This is a genomic window from Sphingobacterium sp. NPDC055346, from assembly GCF_053645235.1.
Map to the genome: position 1 here is coordinate 49,624 of NZ_JBSHMI010000006.1, position 20,628 is coordinate 70,251.

The window sequence follows — 20,628 nt, forward strand, 5'->3', positions numbered from 1 at the left end:
AATTTTTGATAAACTTTGGGTTTATTATTGTTTTCTCCATAATATTTTAACGTTGAGAAAATGAATTTGTTTATTTCGAAACATATAATTTCTTGGCAAGATCTTGCCAGTCAGCACAGCTGTTTTCCTTAGGACTGGTCCCCACAGAAGCCATGTGCGACCAAAAGCCATAGGTGGTTGCTGGCGCATAATCTAATAGGTGCTCCTCAAAAAAGCTAGCACCGGCAAGCCAGTTGGAGTCTAGCTCTTGGGTAAAATATTTGGAAATCAACCTTCGCTCCGCATAGGTGATGTTTCCTGTGCTCAATAGAGTTTGGATGCTATCATCAACTGTTTCCTGACCAGTATTGGCCGTTTTCCAGTTCAGGACCAATTCCTCATTGATGCTTTCTATATTATTTTGCTCTGTTTCCATTCCATTTAGCTTAAAAAATACATTGGGATATTTTTTGAGCATAAAGCGGAAATAGTCTCTCCACAATAGCATGGTCATCAGGCGATCGTATCTTTTTTTATTTTGGACCAACGCTGAATCCTGCATCTCATGGTACACGTAAATCGGCGATAGGGCTCCAATAGCGATATATGGGGAGATCAATGAGAAATTGTTCAGCCCTTCGTAATTGGGGTCCAAAAGGTTTTTAAGTTTTTCTATACCAAAATCTTCGCCCCCTTCAAAGCTTTTCCCAGCGAGGGGTTCTATTTCCTCTTCGGTATAGCCTAACTCCTTTAAGCTAGGGATATTCGTTTCTTCCAAGTGTTGCGGGCTAGGAATATTCTGAGGCGCTGCAAGGGGAAGGCGAACCGAACTTTCTCGTTCGATCTTTTTTCTGAAAATATTGAATTTATCAGGAATATCCTTGATTGGAAAGGGTAGGTCCTCTTTGTGAAAAAGGGTATGGCCGATAAAATGCCTCAGGTTGATTTTGTTCTCCCAAAGCTCGGCTTCCACGATCTCGGAAATCTGGGTCTCCCTCGAGGCTACCTCCCGATGGTGGAATACTTCTCCAACCTCATATTTAGCACATAAAACAGGAAGGATTTCCTCAGGTTTTCCAACAAATGTCATCAAGTCACTGCCCATTTTTTGGAGTTTCGCCTTTAATTGCGCAACCGATTCCAAAAGAAATTGCGCCCTTTTGATGCCGGTATTGTTTTGTTGGAATTTGTTTTTGTGGAAATAACGAGGATCGAAACAGTAAACGGGAATGATTAAGTCTGATTTGTTTATAGCTTCAATTAATACTTCATTGTCATGCAGTCTTAAATCATTCCTAAACCAAACAAGAACTACTCTTTTACTCATATTATACCCCGAAATGCGTTACTTAACAAATATAGTCTATTCTAAGTGACTGGGGGCATCCCCAACCCGAATTTTTACATGTCAAAGACAATGTGATTAATTGTTAAAATTTATTTGATTTGTAAAATTTTTAGAAACTTTAAACTTTCGCAGTTTAATTCTGTTAGCATTAAATAAATATTATAACAAATAAGAGGAGGGAAGATGGAAGTGTTATTATCAGGTTTGAATTCTTATTTGGGAAAACGAGCCATGAGTAACCTGAGCAGGGAGGATTTTAATGTACATGGGATTGTTAGGGACTTGGATTTGTTTAAATCCAGAGTGTTTGAGACATTGACGGCAACTCTTGATAAGGTCGATTTATTGCGGAGAGGCAGAGAATTTGAAGCCTTTAAAATCGAGTCTGGAGTGGGCCTTTCCATTTATATTACCCATGTTCCTACATTAGGTGAACTCGTTAACCTTAATTTAGAACTTATAACATTGAAAAACTTCATTGAACTGACCAAGTTAAATGGAGGTAAACGAATCGTCTATATAGCAAGGCTAATGGATAAGCCTTTTATTAAGGATATTGAAGCGCTCTTGAAAGCTTCCAATATCACCTATACCATCGTGCTCAAAAACTTGGCTATAGGGAAGGGCAGTGTCCTGGATAAATATATGCATCTCCTGATCAATGGACGTTATCTGCCCTATGATAATGCCATTGCCAAAGTTAAGTTCAATCCTATCTCATCTCTGGACCTCTTACGCTGGGTCTATAATGTGGATTGGGACAAATGTTTCCTGAATGAAACCATTGAGATTGGAGGGCCAAGAACCATCACCGTTCAAGAAATTTATCGCTTGTACAAGAAAACTTTGTACCCTAATGCCGAAGTGAAAAGCATATTGGTCCCACATTTTATTATGAGTTTGGTTTTCAAAAAAGCCTACCATATCCATAAAGAGGACCTTATTGAATTCAAGCGCCTCATGGAGCGTGAATACCCTATTGACAATACATCTTGGAAAAACAAAATCTTATTCTCCTTTACCCCGCTAGATCAGGTCATCAAGCTCGACCAATAAATTCTTAAACCTTCTTATATTCCCGCTATTAGCTTACATTTGTAGCTAAGCGAGCTATTAAATATGGGATACAAAAGTTTACAAGAATGTGTTGCCGACCTAGAAAAACATGGTCATCTTATCCGAATCAAAGAAGAAGTCGATCCTTACCTGGAAATGGCCTCTATTCAGATGCGGGTTTATGATGCCCAGGGTCCGGCCTTATATTTTGAGAATGTCAAAGGATCAAAATTTCCGGCAGTATCAAACCTCTTTGGAACCCTTGAGCGATCGAAATTCATGTTCCGGGACACCTTGTATCACGTCAAGAAATTGGTTGACGTCAAAATGAACCCGATGTCCGTTTTGAAAAAACCATTTTCCTATGCGGGCTCTTCCATGGTGGCCTTGGGTGCTTTGCCTTGGAAAAAGAAATCTGCAGCTCCCATTTTGTATGGGCAAACCAAGATCTCCGAGCTTCCTCAGATCGTAAACTGGCCTATGGATGGTGGCCCTTTTGTGACCATGCCGCAGGTATATACAGAAGATATCAGCAAACCGGGCATCATGAATGCCAACCTTGGTATGTATCGGATACAGCTAGGGGGCAATGAATATGTCCAAGATCAAGAGATCGGTTTGCACTACCAGTTGCATCGTGGTATCGGTATACATCAGACCAAAGCAAATGCCTTAGGGAAACCGCTGAAGGTCAGTATTTTCGTCGGTGGTCCGCCTTCACATCCGCTTTCGGCTGTGATGCCTCTCCCAGAGGGACTCTCCGAAATGATCTTTGCTGGCGCCCTAGGGAACCGTCGCTTCCGTTATTTCTATGATGAGGAAGGCTTCTGTATCTCTGCAGATGCTGATTTTGTCATTACGGGTACCGTTTATCCAAATGACAACAAACCTGAAGGCCCATTCGGGGACCATATCGGTTATTATTCATTGGTACACCCTTTCCCATTGATGAAGGTACATAAGGTTTACCATAGAAAGGACCCCATCTGGTCCTTTACCGTCGTGGGTAGGCCTCCACAAGAAGATACCAGCTTTGGTGCATTGATCCATGAAATTACTGGTAATGCCATCCCTCAGCAGATCGGCGGTCTACATGCTGTACATGCCGTTGACCCAGCTGGAGTGCATCCCCTGTTGTTTGCCATAGGTAGCGAACGATATACGCCATATCAAAAGGTCGATAGACCTCAGGAAGTATTGACCATTGCAAACCAGATTTTAGGTACCAACCAACTCAGTCTTGCGAAATATCTATTTATTTCAGCCTTTGAGGATAACCCTCAATTGGATATCCATAGTATCAAGGATTTCTTTACCCATATCTTCGAAAGGATTGACCTTAGCAGAGATCTGCACTTCCAAACCAACACGACAATCGATACCCTGGATTATACAGGGGATGGATTGAATGCAGGATCAAAGGTCACTTTTGCAGCTGTAGGGGAAGTAAAAAGACAATTAATTATCGAATATCCTGTGGGATTAGATTTACCAAGACCTTTCAACCATGGAAAATTGGCCTTACCTGGGATCATCGTACTAGATGGTCAAGCCTTTACGAGCTATGAAGAGGAAGCCAAGCTGCTGGGAGAATGGTGCGCGGCAGCAAAGGATAGAAATTGGGAAGGCATACAGCTTATCGTATTAGCAGATGATGCAGCCTTCACCGCAGAAAATGAAAACAATTTTGTGTGGGTGACCTTTACAAAGTCCAATCCTGCCTTTGATATTTATGGTATCGATAGTTTCACGAGCCATAAACACTGGGGCTGCCATGGTCCTGTGATCATCGATGCGAGAAGTAAACCTCATCATGCTCCTGATCTGATCAAAGATCCGGCAGTGGAGAAGCGAGTTGATCAACTTGCCGCTAAAGGTGGATCCCTGCACGGTATATATTAAAACAAATTCCAAAAAATAATAGACGAGGTTGCCTTTTTTGGCAACCTCGTTTTGTATGCCATGCTCAGTCATTATTCTGGCCATCCCTAAAAATTTACAATCTTTTTTTTTCCTCCATTTAAACTTGGTCTCATTCGGGACACATTCCGAATTTTCCGAATGTGTCCCGAATGAGACTAAAGGAATTCTCGAAGCCGGTTGGTAGGGACGCTCGAATGAATTGTTAAAATAATTTGAGCCAATAATCCAGCATGGTTAAAATTTTTACCCTGATGTGTTTTTCAATAAAAACCAATAATAGGTATGAATAAATCAACAAAACTTTAAAATATTTATTAAATATTCAATAAAAATTAAAAAAGATTATGAAAATTGTTTTTTAATACTTTACTTTGTGTCATTAATTCATGAAAACAAGAAAATAATTAACAAAACAACAATCGTATGTGCGGAATTGTCGGAGCATTTGAATTGAAACAACCCCTAGAGTCCTTAAGGCCGCAGGTCTTGGAAATGTCGAAAAGAATTCGTCATAGAGGACCAGATTGGTCGGGGATCTATAGCTCAGCGAAAGCATTGTTAGCTCATGAGCGTTTGGCCATTGTTGACCCTAAATCCGGAAGTCAACCTTTATACAGTCCTGATGGACAGGTAGTCCTTGCTGTAAATGGTGAAATCTACAATCACAAGGAGTTGCGAAATTCTCTGCCAAATTATCAATTCTCGACTTTGTCCGATTCCGAGGTTGTTTTGGCTCTTTACTTGGAAAAAGGACCTGCTTTTGTTGAGGAACTTAACGGGATCTTTGGATTTGCCCTATATGATTCTCGCGAAGATTCATTCTTTATTGCTAGGGACCACATGGGTATTATCCCGCTATACTATGGGAAAGATCAGTACGGACAGTTGTTTGTCGCATCAGAACTAAAATCCTTGGAAGGTTTCTGTACGGAGATCGAACAGTTTCCTCCGGGGCATTATTTATATAGTAAAGAAGGTTTGGAGCCTAAGCGTTGGTATAAAAGGGATTGGGAGTCTTACGAGACTGTACAGGACAATGAAACGGATATCGCCAAATTGAGAAAAGGTTTGGAAGATGCGGTCCATCATCAATTGATGTCCGATGTTCCATATGGCGTATTGCTGTCTGGTGGATTAGATTCCTCGGTCATCGCTGCCATAACCAAAAAGTTTGCTTCCAGAAGGATTGAGAGCAATGATGAGGAAGAAGCTTGGTACCCACAGTTGCATTCATTTGCGGTAGGCCTTCAGGGTTCACCGGATCTAATTGCCGCTCAAAAGGCTGCAGATCATATTGGTACCATCCATCATGAGGTAAACTTTACCATACAGGAGGGTCTTGATGCAATCAGGGATGTGATCTACCATCTGGAGACCTATGATGTAACGACCATCCGTGCTTCAACACCTATGTATCTATTGGCTAGGGTAATCAAATCAATGGGAATAAAGATGGTGCTTTCAGGAGAAGGGTCGGATGAATTATTTGGTGGTTATCTGTATTTCCATAAAGCCCCTAATGCAAAAGAATTCCATGAGGAAACTGTGAGAAAGCTGAAAAAGCTCTATCTATATGATTGCTTGAGGGCGAATAAATCATTAGCTGCTTGGGGAGTCGAAGGAAGGGTGCCGTTTTTGGACAAGGAGTTTATGGATATTGCCATGAGCATCAACCCTGAAGATAAGATGATCAGGGATGGCAGAATGGAAAAGTGGGTGGTCAGGAAGGCCTTTGAAGATTATTTGCCGGAGTCGATTGCTTGGAGACAAAAGGAGCAATTCTCGGATGGGGTAGGATATTCTTGGATCGATACCTTAAAGGCGCAAGCGGAAGAAAAAGTTTCAGATACAGAATTCGAAGCAGCGGCGCATCGGTTTCCGATCAATACGCCAAAGAACAAGGAGGAGTATCTGTACAGAAGTATCTTTGAAACACATTTCCCTTCGGATGCTGCCGCGAAAACAGTTCCTTCAGTGAAGTCTGTTGCATGCAGTACGCCTGAAGCATTGGCTTGGGATGCTTCCTTCCAGAACCTAAACGATCCTTCGGGTAGGGCGGTTGCCAATGTGCATAATGAAAGTTATGGAAAAAAGGCACAAGAAGAATTACTGACATAGTTTAAATCATATCATATCAACTTGTATTAATGCCGGGCTGTAATTATTTACGGCCTGGTTTTTTTGTCTAATATGATTCCGAGGGTAATAAAATATTGGGCGAGGATATAGCTGGACATAATGTATAGACCAGAATTGGCCAGGTAGGCCACAAACTTATTAATTGCTAAAATAGAATCTGAAAAGATAAATAAAAGGGCGCCGACCAAAGAGATGATAAAACTTAAGGAATTGGTCTGATACCTCCTAGTATAGGCAAAAAAGGCCATAGCTGCAATGACGAGAATGTATAGGATCACTGGAACCTTTAATGGTCCTAAACTAGGCTGGAGAATGCCATAGAGATAATAGGAATAGCTGGCCAATATTCCGGCGATGAGAATATAGCTTTTATGTTTGCTCAGGGCCTTGGCATTCGTCTGTTTGCTAAAGGCTATGACATAGAGGATGTGTCCGATCAGGAAAGAGGCCAAACCAGCCACAAACATGTCATGCAACATCAAGAATATATCGCCCAGACAGCCAAAAAATAGACCTACCGCGGTCAACTTTTCAATGTTCTTTTTTAAGCCGGTTTCCTTATAGAGGATAAAGATTAGGGAGAGGCAGATCAGTGGTTTTGTAAAGAACCTCAGATTGGGAAGATTGGCATAAACGGCATATAAATGAAGCAGTGCAAGGAGCAAAAATGCGATATGTAATTTGTACTGCTTCATTTTATTGGATTTAGATATCCTTATTTTTTAGCTGTTTTTCTTTGTTCCGTTTTACCAAGATATAACTGATCCATAGGAGCAAGACCCAGATAGGGATAAGCTCCACAGAGATCTTTAATCCGGTAAACCACATCATCAACAATACGCCCAATAAGAACAATAAGCTGAAATAGTTGCTGATCGGGTACAGAATGGTTGGGAATTTAGTCTTGATCCCTTGTTTATCCTTCTGTTTCCTGAAAAACATGTGGGTCAGTGTAATCATGATCCAGTTGATGATCAAAGCGGATACCACTAGGGACATTAGAATTCCTAATGCCTCTTTTGGGATTACTTTATTGATCAAAACCGTAATGGCTACAATTCCAGCAGATACCAGGATCGCATTTACAGGTGAATGGTTTGAATTTAATTTCTTAAGGAACTTAGGTGCATTTCCCTGTTCCGCCAAGCCATAAAGCATTCTTGAATTACTATACACACAGCTGTTGTAAACAGATAGGGCAGCAGTAAGAACGATGATGTTCAGGGCATTTGCAATGATGCTCGTAAAGAAGAATGTCTTGCCGAACAGTTCAAATTGGAAGCCTTTTAAGGTTGCAAATACTTCAACGAAAGGACTTGTGTCGGCAGTAATGGTTCGCCAAGGCATTAGGGAAAATAGGATGAATAAGGCTCCCACATAGAATACCAAGATTCTCCATAAAACTTGATTGGTCGCTTTAGGGATATTTTTCTCTGGGTTTTCAGCTTCTGCAGCAGTGATCCCCACCAATTCCAGTCCTCCGAAGGAGAACATGATTATGACGAGCGCGGCGAGTAATCCCGAATATCCTATATCACCATTGCCGTTGAGCCAGCCATGGGGGAAGAATCCGCCATCATTATAGAGATTGGCTACGGTTGCTCTTTCGCCTCCATTCCCCGAAACTAAGAGATAGATCCCGAAGATGATCATCGCGATGATAGCCACGACCTTGATGATGGAAAACCAGAATTCGGTTTCTCCATATACCTTTACGGATGCGAGATTGATGACATTGATGACCAAAAAGAAGAATAGGGAAGAAGCCCAGAGCGGTATCTCAGGCCACCAGAACTGTACATATTTTCCGATTGCTGTCAATTCGGCCATACTGACCAAGATGTACAGTAGCCAATAGTTCCAGCCGGAAGCATAGCCTGCAAAGGGTCCCCAATATTTATTGGCAAAGGAGCTAAAGCTGCCCGAGATCGGTTCTTCAACGACCATTTCACCCAGTTGCCGCATGATGAAGAAGGCGACAAGCCCTGCGATGGCATATCCCAATATAACAGAAGGGCCGGCTAAAATTGCTGCCTGTCCAACCCCTAAAAATAAACCTGTACCGATGGCTCCACCTAAGGCAATTAACTGAATATGTCTATTGCTAAGGCCTCTTTTTAGTTCTTTTTCGTTGTTTTCTTGCACTCTGAAGAAGGTTAATTCCTGATTATGTTCCTAGTTAATATTCTCCATCGGCCTGAGGACCGATAAAAGGCACAAGATAAATTTTTCATTTTAATTTTTGTGCATCAAATAAAATAAAGAGTGTTTTATTAGCGTATACATGTAAAATAATTTTTTTTATGTTAAGTAGGAAATGGAAAGATGTGGGTTTTTGAGGGTAGGGGGAGAAGAGTATGGGAACAAATCCTTTTTTTCGGGTAGTATTTCGTGAATGCAATCTTACTGCAACTATTCGATATGCCTAACCCATCAATGGACTTGGATATGGCGAAGGTGTTGGATTGAAACGGTATTTCGAAGAAAGAACTATGTCAGATTTCCGTTACGACCTATATTTACAGGGTTTGGCATACATGGTTGGTAACCATAAAGACTCTAAATCAATAAATTGGACTAATTTAGACTTTGCAGCGTTGATATGTAAATTCAGGAATTCATTATGTGAAAAAATTCTATTTTTTTTACATTGCAAATATTATTATAAATCCTAAAAATGTTTACCTTAGTTAGTCATTTTTATAAATGCCAAAAAAACTGACATACATAGACCTATTCGCAGGGTGCGGGGGGTTATCTCTCGGCTTGCACAACGCAGGGTGGAAGGGGCTTTTTGCGATTGAAAAAAGTCCAGATGCCTTTAAGACGCTCAAGTATAACCTTATTGATGCAAAGCAACATTTTGATTGGCCTTCTTGGCTCCCATCGCAGAACTTAGAAATTGACCAGGTACTAAGAGCGTACAAAGAGGAACTTCTCAACCTTCGGGGGAAAGTAGATTTAGTAGCGGGGGGGCCACCTTGCCAGGGATTTTCTACAGCAGGTCAACGTAAGGAGGATGATGTGAGAAATGGACTAATCCGTTCTTATCTGACTTTTATCCTTTACACTCGACCCAAAGTGATCTTTTTTGAAAATGTAAAAGGCTTTACACTCGAATTTAAGAAGAAAAAAGCTACCAAAGCCCGTAGTAAAGCTTATTCCGAGTTTGTAGTAGGTATCTTGCGACGTATTGGGTATGATGTTGAAGGTTGTATGATTGACTTCTCCCAATATGGAGTGCCACAGAGGCGAAGCAGGTTTATATTGGTGGGAGTTCGGAAGGACGTTGCCGAGGTGAATGAAGTGAATGCGATAGATTTTTTCAAAAAAATTACGGTCAATAAAACCTCATTCTTAAAAAGAAAAAACCTTCCCCAAAACCCAAAGCTAAAAGATGCTATTTCTGACTTGCTGAAGGCAAATGGGTTAGTTCCTACACCAGATCGGGGAAAGAAATTCTCCAGTGGTCAGTATACAAAAGCGAAATCCGCTTACCAGGTTTATTTACGTGCAGGTAATAAAAATAATATTCCCGATAGCCACAGTTTTCCCAACCATAGACCTGATATCGTAGAAAAATTTGAAGCATTTCTGGAGCAGCCACAAGGAAAAAATTTGAGCACAGCCACAAAAAAAGCATTGAATATCAATAAACACGTTATCATCCCATTGGCTGCCAATAGTCCTACCCCAACCATTACGACCTTGCCAGATGATTATATCCACTATAGCGAACCGCGGATACTTACAGTAAGGGAATACGCGCGCATCCAGAGCTTCCCGGATTGGTACGAGTTTCAAGGAAAATATACTACTGGAGGGAAAAGACGTGTTATGGAAGTTCCGCGCTATACACAGATAGGAAACGCTATTCCACCGTTGTTTGGAGAGCAGGCTGGCATTGTACTAAACAATATGATTTAATGAGTAAGGAGCTTATTTCTTTTGATGTAAAAACAGGAATGAAGAATATCATCGGTAGAGACCTAATCACCGATGACTTTATTGCTATTTACGAGCTTGTTAAAAACTCTTATGATGCCCATGCTAAAAACGTTACTTTAATATTTAAAAAAGATGAAGTAATTATCGCAGATAATGGCAAGGGAATGTCGAAAAGCGATTTGAAGAATAAATGGTTCGCTGTAGCTTATTCGGCAAAGAAAGATGGCACAGAGGATTTGGAAGAAGATGAAGGGTCGAAAAGAAGTAGCCATTTAAACAATCTAAAATCGAGAAGATTTTATGCTGGCGCAAAAGGTGTTGGGCGATTTTCCTGCGACAGGTTAGGAAATCAACTTGAGCTTATCACCCGGAAAGATGGTGAGAAAATTGTGTACAAGGTTAATGTCAACTGGACACAATTTGAGGTTAATGATCGCCAAAGTTTTGGTGAAATAAAAATCCCTTTAGACACGCACACAGGTGAAATACTATTTCCTAAAAAGAAACCTCATGGGACGATTTTGAGAATCAGCAACCTGAATTCTCCTTGGACAGAAGCTAAATTAGTAGAACTTAAGAGGTCCTTAGAAAAGCTGATCAACCCCTTCTCTAAAGTCGATGACTTTAAAATTGAAATTGTCGCAGAGGAGTTTATGGAGCGTGATGAGGGGAAGTTAGACTCCCAAAAAATTAATGGTACCATCCATAATAGTATATTAAAAGTTCTTGACATAAAAACAACGCAAGTGAATGTTGAGATCAAAGAAGGTACGATTACTACCAAATTGATTGACAGGGGCAAATTAGTCTACCATATTGAAGAGCCAAATAAACATCAAAAACTTATTGATGATCTGGATATTAGCCTCTATTATCTGAATAGAAGTGCTAAAGTCCACTTTGGGAAAATTATGGACATAGAGCCTGTAAATTACGGGAATGTTTTCCTATTTAAAAATGGCTTTAGGGTTCAGCCATATGGTGATGCAGGAGATGACAGTTGGGGTTTAGATAAAAATAAACAACAAGGTTATGGTCGTTTCTTAGGGACAAGGGAACTTTTTGGAAAAGTAGAATTGATAACTGAGTCATTTAACGAATTTAAAGAAGTTTCAAGTAGGGATGGCGGCTTGGTAGAAACACTTGGAAAAAAAATATTATTTGAATTATTCGAGGAAAAAGCCTTAAAGCGACTGGAGCGATATGTGACAGGGGTACTGTGGGGAGAGGCTTTCCGAAGAAGAAACTATTTCCTAAGTGATTCTATAGCGGAAAAAGTGAGGAAAGAGCTTGATAAAGATAAAGACAAGGATACCTATGAAGATGTTACAACTAATATAGGAAGTAAGATAGATTTTGTAAACCTGGTAAAATCATTGTCGGACGATAAAGATATCAAGATCATTTCGTATGATAAACAACTGGTAGATTTTGTAAACGAACAACTTGATATTGTTCAGCCCAAATTTATACATGATTTGGAGAAAATTGCCGAAAAAACAAGTGATCCGGCCCTGTTAAGCCAAGTAAGGCTAACAGAAGATAATTTCAATAAAATACTTCAGGAGAAGGAGGAAGCAGAGAGACGTGAGGAAGAAGAACGGCGAAAAAGAGAAGCTGCAGAAGCAAAGGCAAAAGAGGAGGAAAAGAAAAGGTTAGAGGCAGAGCGCAAGCAACGGCAAGAAGAAGAAAAAAGACGTAAGGCGGAGCTGGAAGCGGAACGCAAAGAGAAAGAAAGGTACAAGGCAGAACTAGAAAAATTAAAAGCACAAGAACAAGCTAGGAAAGAGGAAGAAGCTAGGAAACAAGCAGAGAAAACGGCCGAAAACAGGAAACGACAATTAGATAGGATTCGTTCTGCAGAGTCAATAACATACAAAGATTTAAGAGATTCTAATCATATTATTGGTGTATATTCTGACGATATATCAAAAAAAATTAAGCTTTTTAAAACGAAACTGGACAGGAATCCATTGATACAAAAAGAAGATGCTCTTTCTTTCTTACAAGGTGTAAGTCTTGCAAATGAGAAAATAAATACGATAACCAAGTTTACAACGAAATCAAATTTCTTGCAGGCACAGTTATCAACAGAAGAAGATGTCGTAAAATATATAAAGAATTATATCGACAAGATATACTCCGTATTACACAAAGAACTAAAATTTGAGTATATAGATAACGGGGTAGAGTTTGTACGCGAATTCCAACCGATTGAATTGTCCGTCGTAATGGATAACATATTGAGTAACTCTAAGAAAAAGGGCTCATCTAAGGTCATCTTCGAGTTTTCTGAAAAAAGTAATAGTATTTTTCTATCAATAAAAGATATTGGCAAATGCCTGGACCGCGAAATAGATGAAGCGCTGATTTTTGAAGAAGGAGTAACATCTACAAAAGGTGCTGGTCTTGGGTTAAGCCACGTTAAAAGAGTTCTTGAAAATGATTTTAATGCCTCAATTGTATATAATCCTCTATACAAAAAGGGATTTGAATTAATTATTGAATTTAAGAGATGAAGTTAAACTATTACATACTTTGGGTTGAAGATGATAACTCGTGGTTTGAGACTACGTCTGAACTATTTGAAGACACGATTACAAGTTACGGGTTCCACCCCGTTGTAGAAAGGAAAAAGTCACTTGATGAAGTCATTAAAGAGTTGGTGGGGAACGGGCTTAAGAAATATGATATATTCTTGATTGATTTTAAACTTAGGAACTCCAAGGATGGAGATTCTATCATTGATTTTCTTCGTGATAAGAACATTTATACCGATATAATATTTTATTCAAGTGATAAACAGAGCATAGTTGATTCTATCAAAGAACATCTTTTTGAAGGAGTGTACCATTCAGATAGGAAAGATATCGAAGATAAATTTGAAAAAGTTTTCCTAACTACAATTAAGAAAATTGAAGAAATCAATTCTATGCGTGGATTAATTGTTGGTGAAACATCAGAATTAGATGCGATGATTGAAGAGAGCCTTTCAAAATGTTTTGAATTAGGGATAGAGAAGGCCTATGATGTTAATGATTTTGTTTCCAAGCAAATCTTTGAAAAAGCAGAATCTAAAAACACGTTTTTAATGGCAGAATATGAGAAAGGGGGTATTACTGCTATTTTTGCGCATATTGATTCTATAAGGAAATGGGAGCTGTTAAGGCATATACTAAAAAAGAATAAAGCGTTACACGAGGGAATTTCAGGCTTTTTAAGTGTAAACTCCCCATACCAAAAAGAGGTAATCGAAATCAGGAATAAATTCGCCCACGCTAGGGTAATTGTTGACGAAGATGGAAAAGAATATCTAAAAGCTCAAATTGGCGCAGAACATTATAAATTTGATGAAGAATCCTTCAAAACCATCAGGACAAATCTAAAGAAACATCGTGAATCATTGGTTGTTTTGGGAACATGTTTATAACATAATAATAATTTTTGGGTAATCATTGTCCGATTAAAAAACAACATTATGAAATTGGCCAAAAAGATTTAGAGTTGATTTTGGAATCCTTACAGTATACCAAAATCAAATTTGAAGATTATGAAAAATATCCTTCTTACGACTACAAACAAGAAAGAATTAACGAGATAAATGAAGTTATTGGCAAAGTTTAAGTTTTGAAACTGGAATTACCTAATGACACAATTTAATCAAAGGAAACGATAAAGTCCTAATATATTGATTCCTAATTTTGCTTCAAAACCCTCAAGCAACCTCTCGCATCAATGCAAAAGAACATATAGACAAACTCGTGAACGCCAGCATAGAAAAATGCGGATAAAAGCCTGTAAGGCACATTCCCATTTTTTGTATACCAGCGAACGCCATGAAATAAAAGTTTGCTTTCTCTTGTAAGTGGATAAAAAAATAAATGCAGTGGCTGTGCGGTGGCTTTGTTCAGCAAAATTTAATCTGTAGATTTTTTCAAAAAGACACATTCAAAATCTTGTAAGCAAATTGCTTTGTCCGTCCGGTTATTTATACATAACGACTAATTATTGGACAAAATACGGAGTCGAACCCAATCCTGGTTCAAATGCAGACCAATGCAATTCGCCCCATCCCCCCGTGATACCTATCTCGCCAAAGAAAAAAGGCACCTATCTCAGGTGCCTTTCTATTTTATTCAAGATTTTTTATTAGCTTTTTGGCTTTACTTCTACCGTACAACAACCTTTGCTACATCCTGAGTTTCCTTTTTTCTTGCTGAAAAAGGGTTTAAAGAACACGTACAATGCGTAGATGAAAAGGATAAAGATGATGATGTATTGTATAATTATGCTCATTACTTTAAGATTTGATAGGCAATCAGCGCCGCAACATAGGCTAAGCCAGTCATGAACAACGTTTGGATCATGGTCCATTTCCATGAACCTGTTTCTTTACGAACTACACCAATGGTTGCCATACATTGCATTGCAAATGCGTAAAATAATAATAACGAAATTCCTGATGCAAAATTGTATGCAGGTTTTCCGGTGTTGCTATTGATCTCCGAACGCATTCGGGTCAATAGGGAACCCTTTTGGGCTTCATCTTCGATGTCTACATCGGGTCCCATGCTGTACACTACGGCCATCGTTCCGACAAAGACCTCGCGTGCCGCGAAGGATGAAATCAGACCGATTCCCATCTTCCAGTCATAGCCTAACGGTCTTACGATCGGTTCGATTCCCATTCCGATGTAACCTAAGAAAGAGTGTTCCAATTTATATGAACCAATTTCTTGTTCCAGCTCAGCACCTGAAAGGTTAGGGTTGTTCTGTTGCATGATTTCTTCCGCATTGTAGAATTTTTGGTTCGGTCCGAAGTTTCCGAATACCCATAAGACGATGGAAATCATCAAGATGATCTTACCTGCTTCAATTAAGAAACCAGAGGCCTTATCCCATACATTGGTTAGGACATTTTTCCAATCTGGAAGTTTGTATGTCGGTAATTCAAAGATCAGGAAGGAAGAACGTACGCTCTTGATCACTTTGTTCAAGATCCATGCAGAACCTAATGCGCCAACAATCCCTAAGATATACATGAAGAATAGGGTGATTCCCTGCACGTTAAAGCCCAAATAGGTAGTCTCAGGAATGATCAGCCCGATGATAACGATATAGATCGGTAGACGTGCCGAACAGGTCATAAATGGAGTTACCAAGATGGTCAACAGCCTTTCTTTGGGGTTTTCGATATTACGGGCAGACATAACGGCCGGAATGGCACATGCCGCTCCAGACATTAATGGAATGACCGATTTACCGTTCAGCCCGAATGGTCTTAACCAACGGTCCATAATGAATACGACACGGCTCATATAGCCTGATTCTTCCATTAAGGAAAGGAAAAGGAATAGAATGACAATCTGTGGGAGAAAAATTACGATACCACCAATACCAGCTACGATCCCTTCAATAAACAGGGAAGATAATGGACCCTCTGGAAGGACGGTGGATAGGTAGGCCGTTAGATCTCCGAAGCTGCCGTCAATCCAGTCCATTAACGGTCCGGACCAACTGAATATGGCCTGGAAAATCAACAACAATAGACCAAAAAAGATAATATAGCCAAGTACAGGGTGCAATAAGATCCTGTCAATCTTGGATGTAGTATCCAAGGTTTGGTTTTTGGATTTGATCAAGATCTTATCGAGTTCCAGGCTGATTTGGTCCTGTCTGAAAAGCGACTCTGTCTTCTGCATCTCGTGCGGATCCAATTGGTGTTTAGCACGGATTGCTGCCAATTCTTCTTGTTGGTCTACCGGTAGGTAACTTACGTTTTCCTGAGCTAGATATTGCCAAGTAAGATATTCTGTTGCTAAAGGGAAAAGTTTCTTGGCTTCGTTGAGTGCCTTGCTGTATTTTTCCGGAATCTGGAAGGTGCCTTGGTAGAAGGATGGTTTTTCATCCAGGGAACTGATCAGTTTTTCCAATCCTTTACCGGTACGGGCATTCGTTTGATAGATTTTGGTTTTCAGATAGGCTTCCAATTTATGGAAGTCGATGGTTACACCCTTACTTTCCACTTCATCGATCATATTGATTACGAAGATGGCTGGAAGTCCCAGTTCACGCGCTTGTTGATACAGGATGATCCCTCTTTTTAGTGTTGAGGGTTCTGCCACCACCACGGTAAGGTCAGGACTGAGTTTATTTTCTCGCTGGCTTAGGATTTTGAAAACAATTTCTTCATCCAAAGAGTTAGGAAATAGGGTATAGGTACCAGGGAGGTCAATGATATGATAAGTCTTGCTATTTGCTTTTAAAGTTCCTTCTCGTTTTTCTACGGTAATCCCTGGATAGTTACCAACCTTTTGGTTAAGTTTAGTAAGTCTATTGAACAGAGAGGTTTTACCAACATTGGGGTTTCCCAGAAGGACAATATTCGGGTCTTTCATTAGATTAATTCTGCAGTGATAAGTTTGGCTTCGGATTTACGGATGGCGATAAGGGCATTGTTTTCAATGACGTTGACACAGATAGGTCCACTAAGCGGAGCTTTATGTTTTATTTCAACAATGGAACCAGGGTAAAAGCCTAATTCATAGAATTTTGCAGGAATTTCTGTGGACTGTATGGTATTAATCTTGGCAAGGTCTCCGATTTTTAATTTATCAAGGCTAATTTTTTGCGGCATTCGACGACAATTTTTTATGTTTTTTGAATAAAAATCAACAATAGCAAAGATAAATAATTAAAATCTTTTAAATTGCGAATTAAGTCACACTAATGTATTATTAAATATGCCGAAGATCGAAGAATTGGTTAAAGTAAAGCAATTCGCAAGTCCTTGGCATCGCGCTACGATCAATATTATTTACACAAACAACTGGTTGAACGTGATGCTGGAGAAGAGAGCGAATGCCAAACAAATCACCTTGCAACAGTTTAACGTGTTGCGCGTCTTACGCGGTCAGTATCCCAATCCTGTTACCAACAATTTGTTGAAGGAGAGGTTGCTAACCAAAACGCCTGATATCAGTAGGTTAGTTGATCGCATCGTAAGTAAGGGCCTAGTTTCTAGGGAAAAGAACAGCGTAGACAAGCGCGCAGTCGATCTATTGATCACCGACAAAGGCTTGGAGCTGCTAGAAGAAATCGAGACTGACATGATGCTGGATGATGTACTTCCAGAAAACATTTCAGCCGAAGATTGCTTTAAGCTCAGTGAATTATTGGATAAGTTCAGAGGCCTGATGAATGAGGTCGAGTACTAACTAATGTTCATGATCTGAATGGTCATGGTCATGATGATCATGATCGTGGGATTCTTCAGTTTGATCTGTAGTACCATGGTTATGATGAGAGTGGTCATGACCTTCAAATAAGAAGTTGGCCATGGAAACCAAAACACCTAATAACACTGCCAACATCTTTTTCTTGTTGAAGGTATGATGATCTGCCGATCCTGATTCGAAAAGGATAGTGGTCGAGATGTGCAAGAAAATACCGATCACAACTGCCATAATCTTGTCGAAATACTGTGCTATGTTTCCGATTTCACCAGCACTGATCCCTTTGCTCGTTACGAATCCCAGTGGGGTCATAGCTGCAAAGATGGCAATAAATACGATGATGGTGGCTTTCTTTAGCCTTGTTCCGATCAATAAGCTTCCCAATGCGAAGGCAGCTGGGATATGGTGGATAGCGATACCAAAGACCAGTTCATTTCGGTGTCCTGAAGCCAATGGGAATCCCTCTAGGAAGGCATGCAGACATAGACTGATCAGGATAGCAATGGGAAATGCCTGATGGTTATGCCCATCGTTGCTATGGTGGATATGACCGTGCTCAATACCCTGTGAAAAATGCTCCAGAACTAACTGAAATAGGAATCCCCCTAAGATATACAGTCCAATGATTTCCCCAGGAGTCTGATTGCTGTGGTACACTTCAGGTATCAAGTGCAATACGGTTATGGCAAATAAATATGCACCACTGAAGGAAAGGACCAGTTTCAATAACTGGGTATTGTCTCTTTTGACAAAAAATACAGCAATACCACTTAGTAATGCGGAGAAAAATAGGATGGATACGATCAAGAAACTACTCATGCAGCTGTTGTTGTTGGAATGGGTTTGGGTTCAAAAAACTGAGGATAAAACCTTTTGAATAAATAGCCAGTCCCTAAACCTATGAGTGTCCCCAGGATGGCCCCGCAGAGGATATCCAAGGGGTAGTGAACTCCGACATAGATCTGAGAAAAGGATATGGAAGCCGCCCAAAGGATACATAGCCATAAGGTATGTTTCCATTTGCGACGAAATAATACAATCCAGAAGAACGCCATCGCGAAGTGGTTTGTGGCATGGGAAGAGGTGAAGCTAAACCCAGAACCACAGCGAGCGCGCAAATTAACCTGGTTTTTGAATACTACATCATTACAGGGCCTAACTCGTTTAACCGATTTTTTGATCAAATGCGAAGAGGCACCATCTGAAATCCCAAAAGTTGCCAATGTACAGGCAACGATCAAAATTCCGGTCTTGCCGTAATGTTTGATGAAAAAGATGATTAAAAATAAATAAAGTGGGGACCAAGTGTAAGGATTACGTAAGATAGGCAGTAACCAGTCGAAAACAATGTTGCTCAAGCCCTGGTTGATTAATAGAAATAAATCTTGATCGAAATGGATTATTTTCTCTAACATATTTTTGTTGTAGAATGGTCAATTTTCATTAATTAAACCAAATCTAAAAAAATAAGATGTAATACCTTACTTATTATAGTAAACGAAACTAAGTTGCAACAAAGATATGCATAAGAAGGAAAAAAAGAATAAAAAACATTAATAATTATTTTATTCCGTTATTTTTACGAGCATTAATAACATTTATACTTATGGCTTTAATAAAATCTATTTCAGGAATTAGGGGAACAATAGGCGGAAGACCTGGAGATAACCTAACACCTGTTGATATTGTGAAATTTACTGCTGCTTACGGAAAGATCATTACAGAAAATGCAGAGAACAAGACTATTGTCGTAGGCCGAGATGCCCGTATCTCTGGAGAGATGGTTTCTAATCTAGTGATTGGGACCTTGCAGAGTATTGGGGTTAATGTAATCGACCTAGGCTTGTCAACTACACCAACCGTTGAGATTGCAGTGCCTAAGTTAAAGGCTGCTGGTGGGATTATCCTAACGGCTTCCCATAACCCTGGACAATGGAATGCACTGAAACTGTTGAACGAGAAGGGTGAATTTATTGATGATGCCAAAGGTAAAGAGGTTTTGGAGTTGGGAGAGAGCCTGAATTTTGATTTTGCTGAGGTAGACCAGTTGGGCTCTGTTACTAAAGACGATTCGTTTTTACAGAAACATATAGAAGATGTATTGGCGTTGGAATTCGTGGATGTGGAAGCGATCAAAAAAGCCAACTTTAAAGTTGCAGTTGATGCAGTGAACAGTACAGGAGGTACCTTTATCCCTGAGCTGTTGAAAGCTTTAGGTGTGGAGACGGTTTATAAGATTCACTGTGAGCCTAATGGGCAATTCCCACATGACCCTGAACCTTTGAAAGAGCATTTAACTGATCTTTCCCAAGCTGTGCTTGACAACAAGGCTGATCTGGGTATTGCTGTTGACCCTGATGTGGACCGCTTGGTTTTCATGATGGAAAACGGTGAGCTTTTCGGTGAAGAATATACCCTGGTGGCTGTATCAGATTTTATCTTGGGACAGAAAAAAGGAAATACAGTCTCTAACCTTTCATCTACCCGTGCATTGAGAGATGTTACGGAGAAACATGGAGGACAATATTTTGCAGCTGCAGTAGGTGAAGTGAATGTGGTGACCAAGATGAAGGAAGTAGATGCGGTAATCGGTGGCGAGGGTAATGGTGGTGTGATCTATCCGGCATCTCACTATGGTCGTGATTCATTGGTTGGGGTTGCATTGTTCTTGACGCATTTAGCAAAATTGGGTAAGAAGGTTACGGAATACCGTGCTGAGCTTCCGCAGTACTATATGTCAAAAAATAAGATTACGCTTACTCCTGATTTGGATATCGATAATCTGTTGGCGAAAATGCAAGCAAAATATGCCCACGAACAACATTCTACAATTGATGGACTGAAGATAGATTTCCCGAATGAGTGGGTTCACCTTCGTAAATCCAATACCGAGCCTATCATTCGTATCTATTCGGAAGGCCCAACGGCTGAAGCTGCCGAGGCAATCGCTCAAAAAATAATGAACGAGATCCAAGAGATCGTAGGATAAGGTCTGTAGGG

The 20,628-nt window shown here is 40.0% G+C and carries 16 protein-coding genes; 8 read left to right on the forward strand and 8 right to left on the reverse strand.

Annotated elements, in window-relative coordinates:
- Positions 1-70: 70 nt before the first annotated feature.
- The gene (locus tag ACWICE_RS13105) at positions 71-1,306 is read right to left on the reverse strand and encodes a deoxyribodipyrimidine photo-lyase (RefSeq protein ID WP_313261242.1); all 1,236 of its coding nucleotides are present in this window, start codon (positions 1,304-1,306) and stop codon (positions 71-73) included.
- A gap of 204 nt (positions 1,307-1,510) precedes the next feature.
- Here ACWICE_RS13105 and ACWICE_RS13110 point away from each other — a divergent pair, with 204 nt between their 5' ends.
- The 3 genes from ACWICE_RS13110 (at position 1,511) to asnB (ending at position 6,424) form a co-directional block, all read left to right on the forward strand.
- A complete protein-coding gene (locus ACWICE_RS13110; protein ID WP_185214187.1) occupies positions 1,511-2,383 on the forward strand; it encodes a Rossmann-fold NAD(P)-binding domain-containing protein in 873 nt (290 codons plus the stop codon).
- Between the two features lie 63 nt (positions 2,384-2,446).
- Positions 2,447-4,285: a UbiD family decarboxylase gene (locus ACWICE_RS13115; RefSeq protein ID WP_454298535.1), complete on the forward strand. Its 1,839-nt coding sequence runs from the start codon at positions 2,447-2,449 to the stop codon at positions 4,283-4,285.
- A 444-nt stretch (positions 4,286-4,729) separates the two neighbouring features.
- Positions 4,730-6,424 carry an asparagine synthase B gene (asnB, locus tag ACWICE_RS13120; protein ID WP_185214189.1) on the forward strand — a complete coding sequence of 565 codons (1,695 nt, stop codon included), beginning with the start codon at positions 4,730-4,732 and terminating at the stop codon, positions 6,422-6,424.
- A 47-nt stretch (positions 6,425-6,471) separates the two neighbouring features.
- Here asnB and ACWICE_RS13125 read toward each other — a convergent pair whose 3' ends face one another.
- Both ACWICE_RS13125 and ACWICE_RS13130 read right to left on the reverse strand, forming a co-directional pair.
- Positions 6,472-7,140, reverse strand: a complete 669-nt coding sequence (locus tag ACWICE_RS13125) for a lysoplasmalogenase (RefSeq protein WP_185214190.1) — start codon at positions 7,138-7,140, stop codon at positions 6,472-6,474.
- A gap of 10 nt (positions 7,141-7,150) precedes the next feature.
- Entirely contained in the window at positions 7,151-8,590 is a 1,440-nt protein-coding gene (locus tag ACWICE_RS13130) for an amino acid permease (protein ID WP_185214191.1), read from the reverse strand.
- A 561-nt stretch (positions 8,591-9,151) separates the two neighbouring features.
- Here ACWICE_RS13130 and ACWICE_RS13135 point away from each other — a divergent pair.
- Genes ACWICE_RS13135 through ACWICE_RS13145 form a run of 3 tightly spaced genes read left to right on the forward strand, consistent with a single transcriptional unit; the run spans position 9,152 to position 13,823 of the window.
- Entirely contained in the window at positions 9,152-10,372 is a 1,221-nt protein-coding gene (locus tag ACWICE_RS13135) for a DNA cytosine methyltransferase (RefSeq protein WP_454298536.1), read from the forward strand.
- Positions 10,372-12,912 carry an ATP-binding protein gene (locus ACWICE_RS13140; protein ID WP_454298537.1) on the forward strand — a complete coding sequence of 847 codons (2,541 nt, stop codon included), beginning with the start codon at positions 10,372-10,374 and terminating at the stop codon, positions 12,910-12,912. The genes ACWICE_RS13135 and ACWICE_RS13140 overlap by 1 nt, the downstream gene beginning before the upstream one ends.
- Positions 12,909-13,823 (forward strand): hypothetical protein, encoded by a 915-nt coding sequence (locus ACWICE_RS13145; RefSeq protein WP_454298538.1) that lies wholly within the window; start codon positions 12,909-12,911, stop codon positions 13,821-13,823. Before ACWICE_RS13140 ends, ACWICE_RS13145 begins: the two co-directional genes overlap by 4 nt.
- Before the next feature lie 719 nt (positions 13,824-14,542).
- On the opposite strand, the gene ACWICE_RS13150 is transcribed toward ACWICE_RS13145, so the two are convergent.
- The 3 genes from ACWICE_RS13150 to ACWICE_RS13160 are packed head-to-tail and all read right to left on the reverse strand — an operon-like array spanning position 14,543 to position 17,030.
- Positions 14,543-14,689 (reverse strand): hypothetical protein, encoded by a 147-nt coding sequence (locus ACWICE_RS13150; protein ID WP_454298539.1) that lies wholly within the window; start codon positions 14,687-14,689, stop codon positions 14,543-14,545.
- Entirely contained in the window at positions 14,689-16,791 is a 2,103-nt protein-coding gene (feoB, locus tag ACWICE_RS13155; protein WP_454298540.1) for a ferrous iron transport protein B, read from the reverse strand. The genes ACWICE_RS13150 and feoB overlap by 1 nt, the downstream gene beginning before the upstream one ends.
- A complete protein-coding gene (locus tag ACWICE_RS13160) occupies positions 16,791-17,030 on the reverse strand; it encodes a FeoA family protein (RefSeq protein WP_185214194.1) in 240 nt (79 codons plus the stop codon). Before ACWICE_RS13160 ends, feoB begins: the two co-directional genes overlap by 1 nt.
- Positions 17,031-17,136: 106 nt before the next feature.
- On the opposite strand from ACWICE_RS13160, the gene ACWICE_RS13165 reads away from it, so the two are divergent.
- Positions 17,137-17,610: a MarR family winged helix-turn-helix transcriptional regulator gene (locus tag ACWICE_RS13165; protein ID WP_454298541.1), complete on the forward strand. Its 474-nt coding sequence runs from the start codon at positions 17,137-17,139 to the stop codon at positions 17,608-17,610.
- On the opposite strand, the gene ACWICE_RS13170 is transcribed toward ACWICE_RS13165, so the two are convergent.
- Both ACWICE_RS13170 and ACWICE_RS13175 read right to left on the reverse strand, forming a co-directional pair.
- Positions 17,611-18,447, reverse strand: coding sequence for a ZIP family metal transporter (locus ACWICE_RS13170; RefSeq protein ID WP_185214196.1), 837 nt, complete (start codon positions 18,445-18,447; stop codon positions 17,611-17,613). It lies immediately after the preceding gene.
- Positions 18,444-19,043: a phosphatase PAP2 family protein gene (locus ACWICE_RS13175; protein ID WP_185217560.1), complete on the reverse strand. Its 600-nt coding sequence runs from the start codon at positions 19,041-19,043 to the stop codon at positions 18,444-18,446. Before ACWICE_RS13175 ends, ACWICE_RS13170 begins: the two co-directional genes overlap by 4 nt.
- 191 nt (positions 19,044-19,234) lie before the next feature.
- Here ACWICE_RS13175 and glmM point away from each other — a divergent pair, with 191 nt between their 5' ends.
- On the forward strand, positions 19,235-20,617 hold the full coding sequence (gene glmM / locus ACWICE_RS13180; RefSeq protein ID WP_454298542.1) for a phosphoglucosamine mutase: 1,383 nt from the start codon (positions 19,235-19,237) through the stop codon (positions 20,615-20,617).
- Positions 20,618-20,628 lie beyond the last annotated feature (11 nt).

Excerpts from the sequence above, each read along its gene's own strand:
- glmM (WP_454298542.1), top strand. The coding sequence starts at position 19,235 with ATGGCTTTAATAAAATCTATTTCAGGAATTAGGGGAACAATAGGCGGA.
- ACWICE_RS13105 (WP_313261242.1), bottom strand. The coding sequence starts at position 1,306 with ATGAGTAAAAGAGTAGTTCTTGTTTGGTTTAGGAATGATTTAAGACTG.
- ACWICE_RS13175 (WP_185217560.1), bottom strand. The coding sequence starts at position 19,043 with ATGTTAGAGAAAATAATCCATTTCGATCAAGATTTATTTCTATTAATC.
- ACWICE_RS13150 (WP_454298539.1), bottom strand. The coding sequence starts at position 14,689 with ATGAGCATAATTATACAATACATCATCATCTTTATCCTTTTCATCTAC.
- ACWICE_RS13160 (WP_185214194.1), bottom strand. The coding sequence starts at position 17,030 with ATGCCGCAAAAAATTAGCCTTGATAAATTAAAAATCGGAGACCTTGCC.
- ACWICE_RS13140 (WP_454298537.1), top strand. The coding sequence starts at position 10,372 with ATGAGTAAGGAGCTTATTTCTTTTGATGTAAAAACAGGAATGAAGAAT.
- feoB (WP_454298540.1), bottom strand. The coding sequence starts at position 16,791 with ATGAAAGACCCGAATATTGTCCTTCTGGGAAACCCCAATGTTGGTAAA.
- ACWICE_RS13165 (WP_454298541.1), top strand. The coding sequence starts at position 17,137 with ATGCCGAAGATCGAAGAATTGGTTAAAGTAAAGCAATTCGCAAGTCCT.
- ACWICE_RS13135 (WP_454298536.1), top strand. The coding sequence starts at position 9,152 with ATGCCAAAAAAACTGACATACATAGACCTATTCGCAGGGTGCGGGGGG.
- ACWICE_RS13115 (WP_454298535.1), top strand. The coding sequence starts at position 2,447 with ATGGGATACAAAAGTTTACAAGAATGTGTTGCCGACCTAGAAAAACAT.
- asnB (WP_185214189.1), top strand. The coding sequence starts at position 4,730 with ATGTGCGGAATTGTCGGAGCATTTGAATTGAAACAACCCCTAGAGTCC.
- ACWICE_RS13145 (WP_454298538.1), top strand. The coding sequence starts at position 12,909 with ATGAAGTTAAACTATTACATACTTTGGGTTGAAGATGATAACTCGTGG.
- ACWICE_RS13110 (WP_185214187.1), top strand. The coding sequence starts at position 1,511 with ATGGAAGTGTTATTATCAGGTTTGAATTCTTATTTGGGAAAACGAGCC.
- ACWICE_RS13125 (WP_185214190.1), bottom strand. The coding sequence starts at position 7,140 with ATGAAGCAGTACAAATTACATATCGCATTTTTGCTCCTTGCACTGCTT.
- ACWICE_RS13170 (WP_185214196.1), bottom strand. The coding sequence starts at position 18,447 with ATGAGTAGTTTCTTGATCGTATCCATCCTATTTTTCTCCGCATTACTA.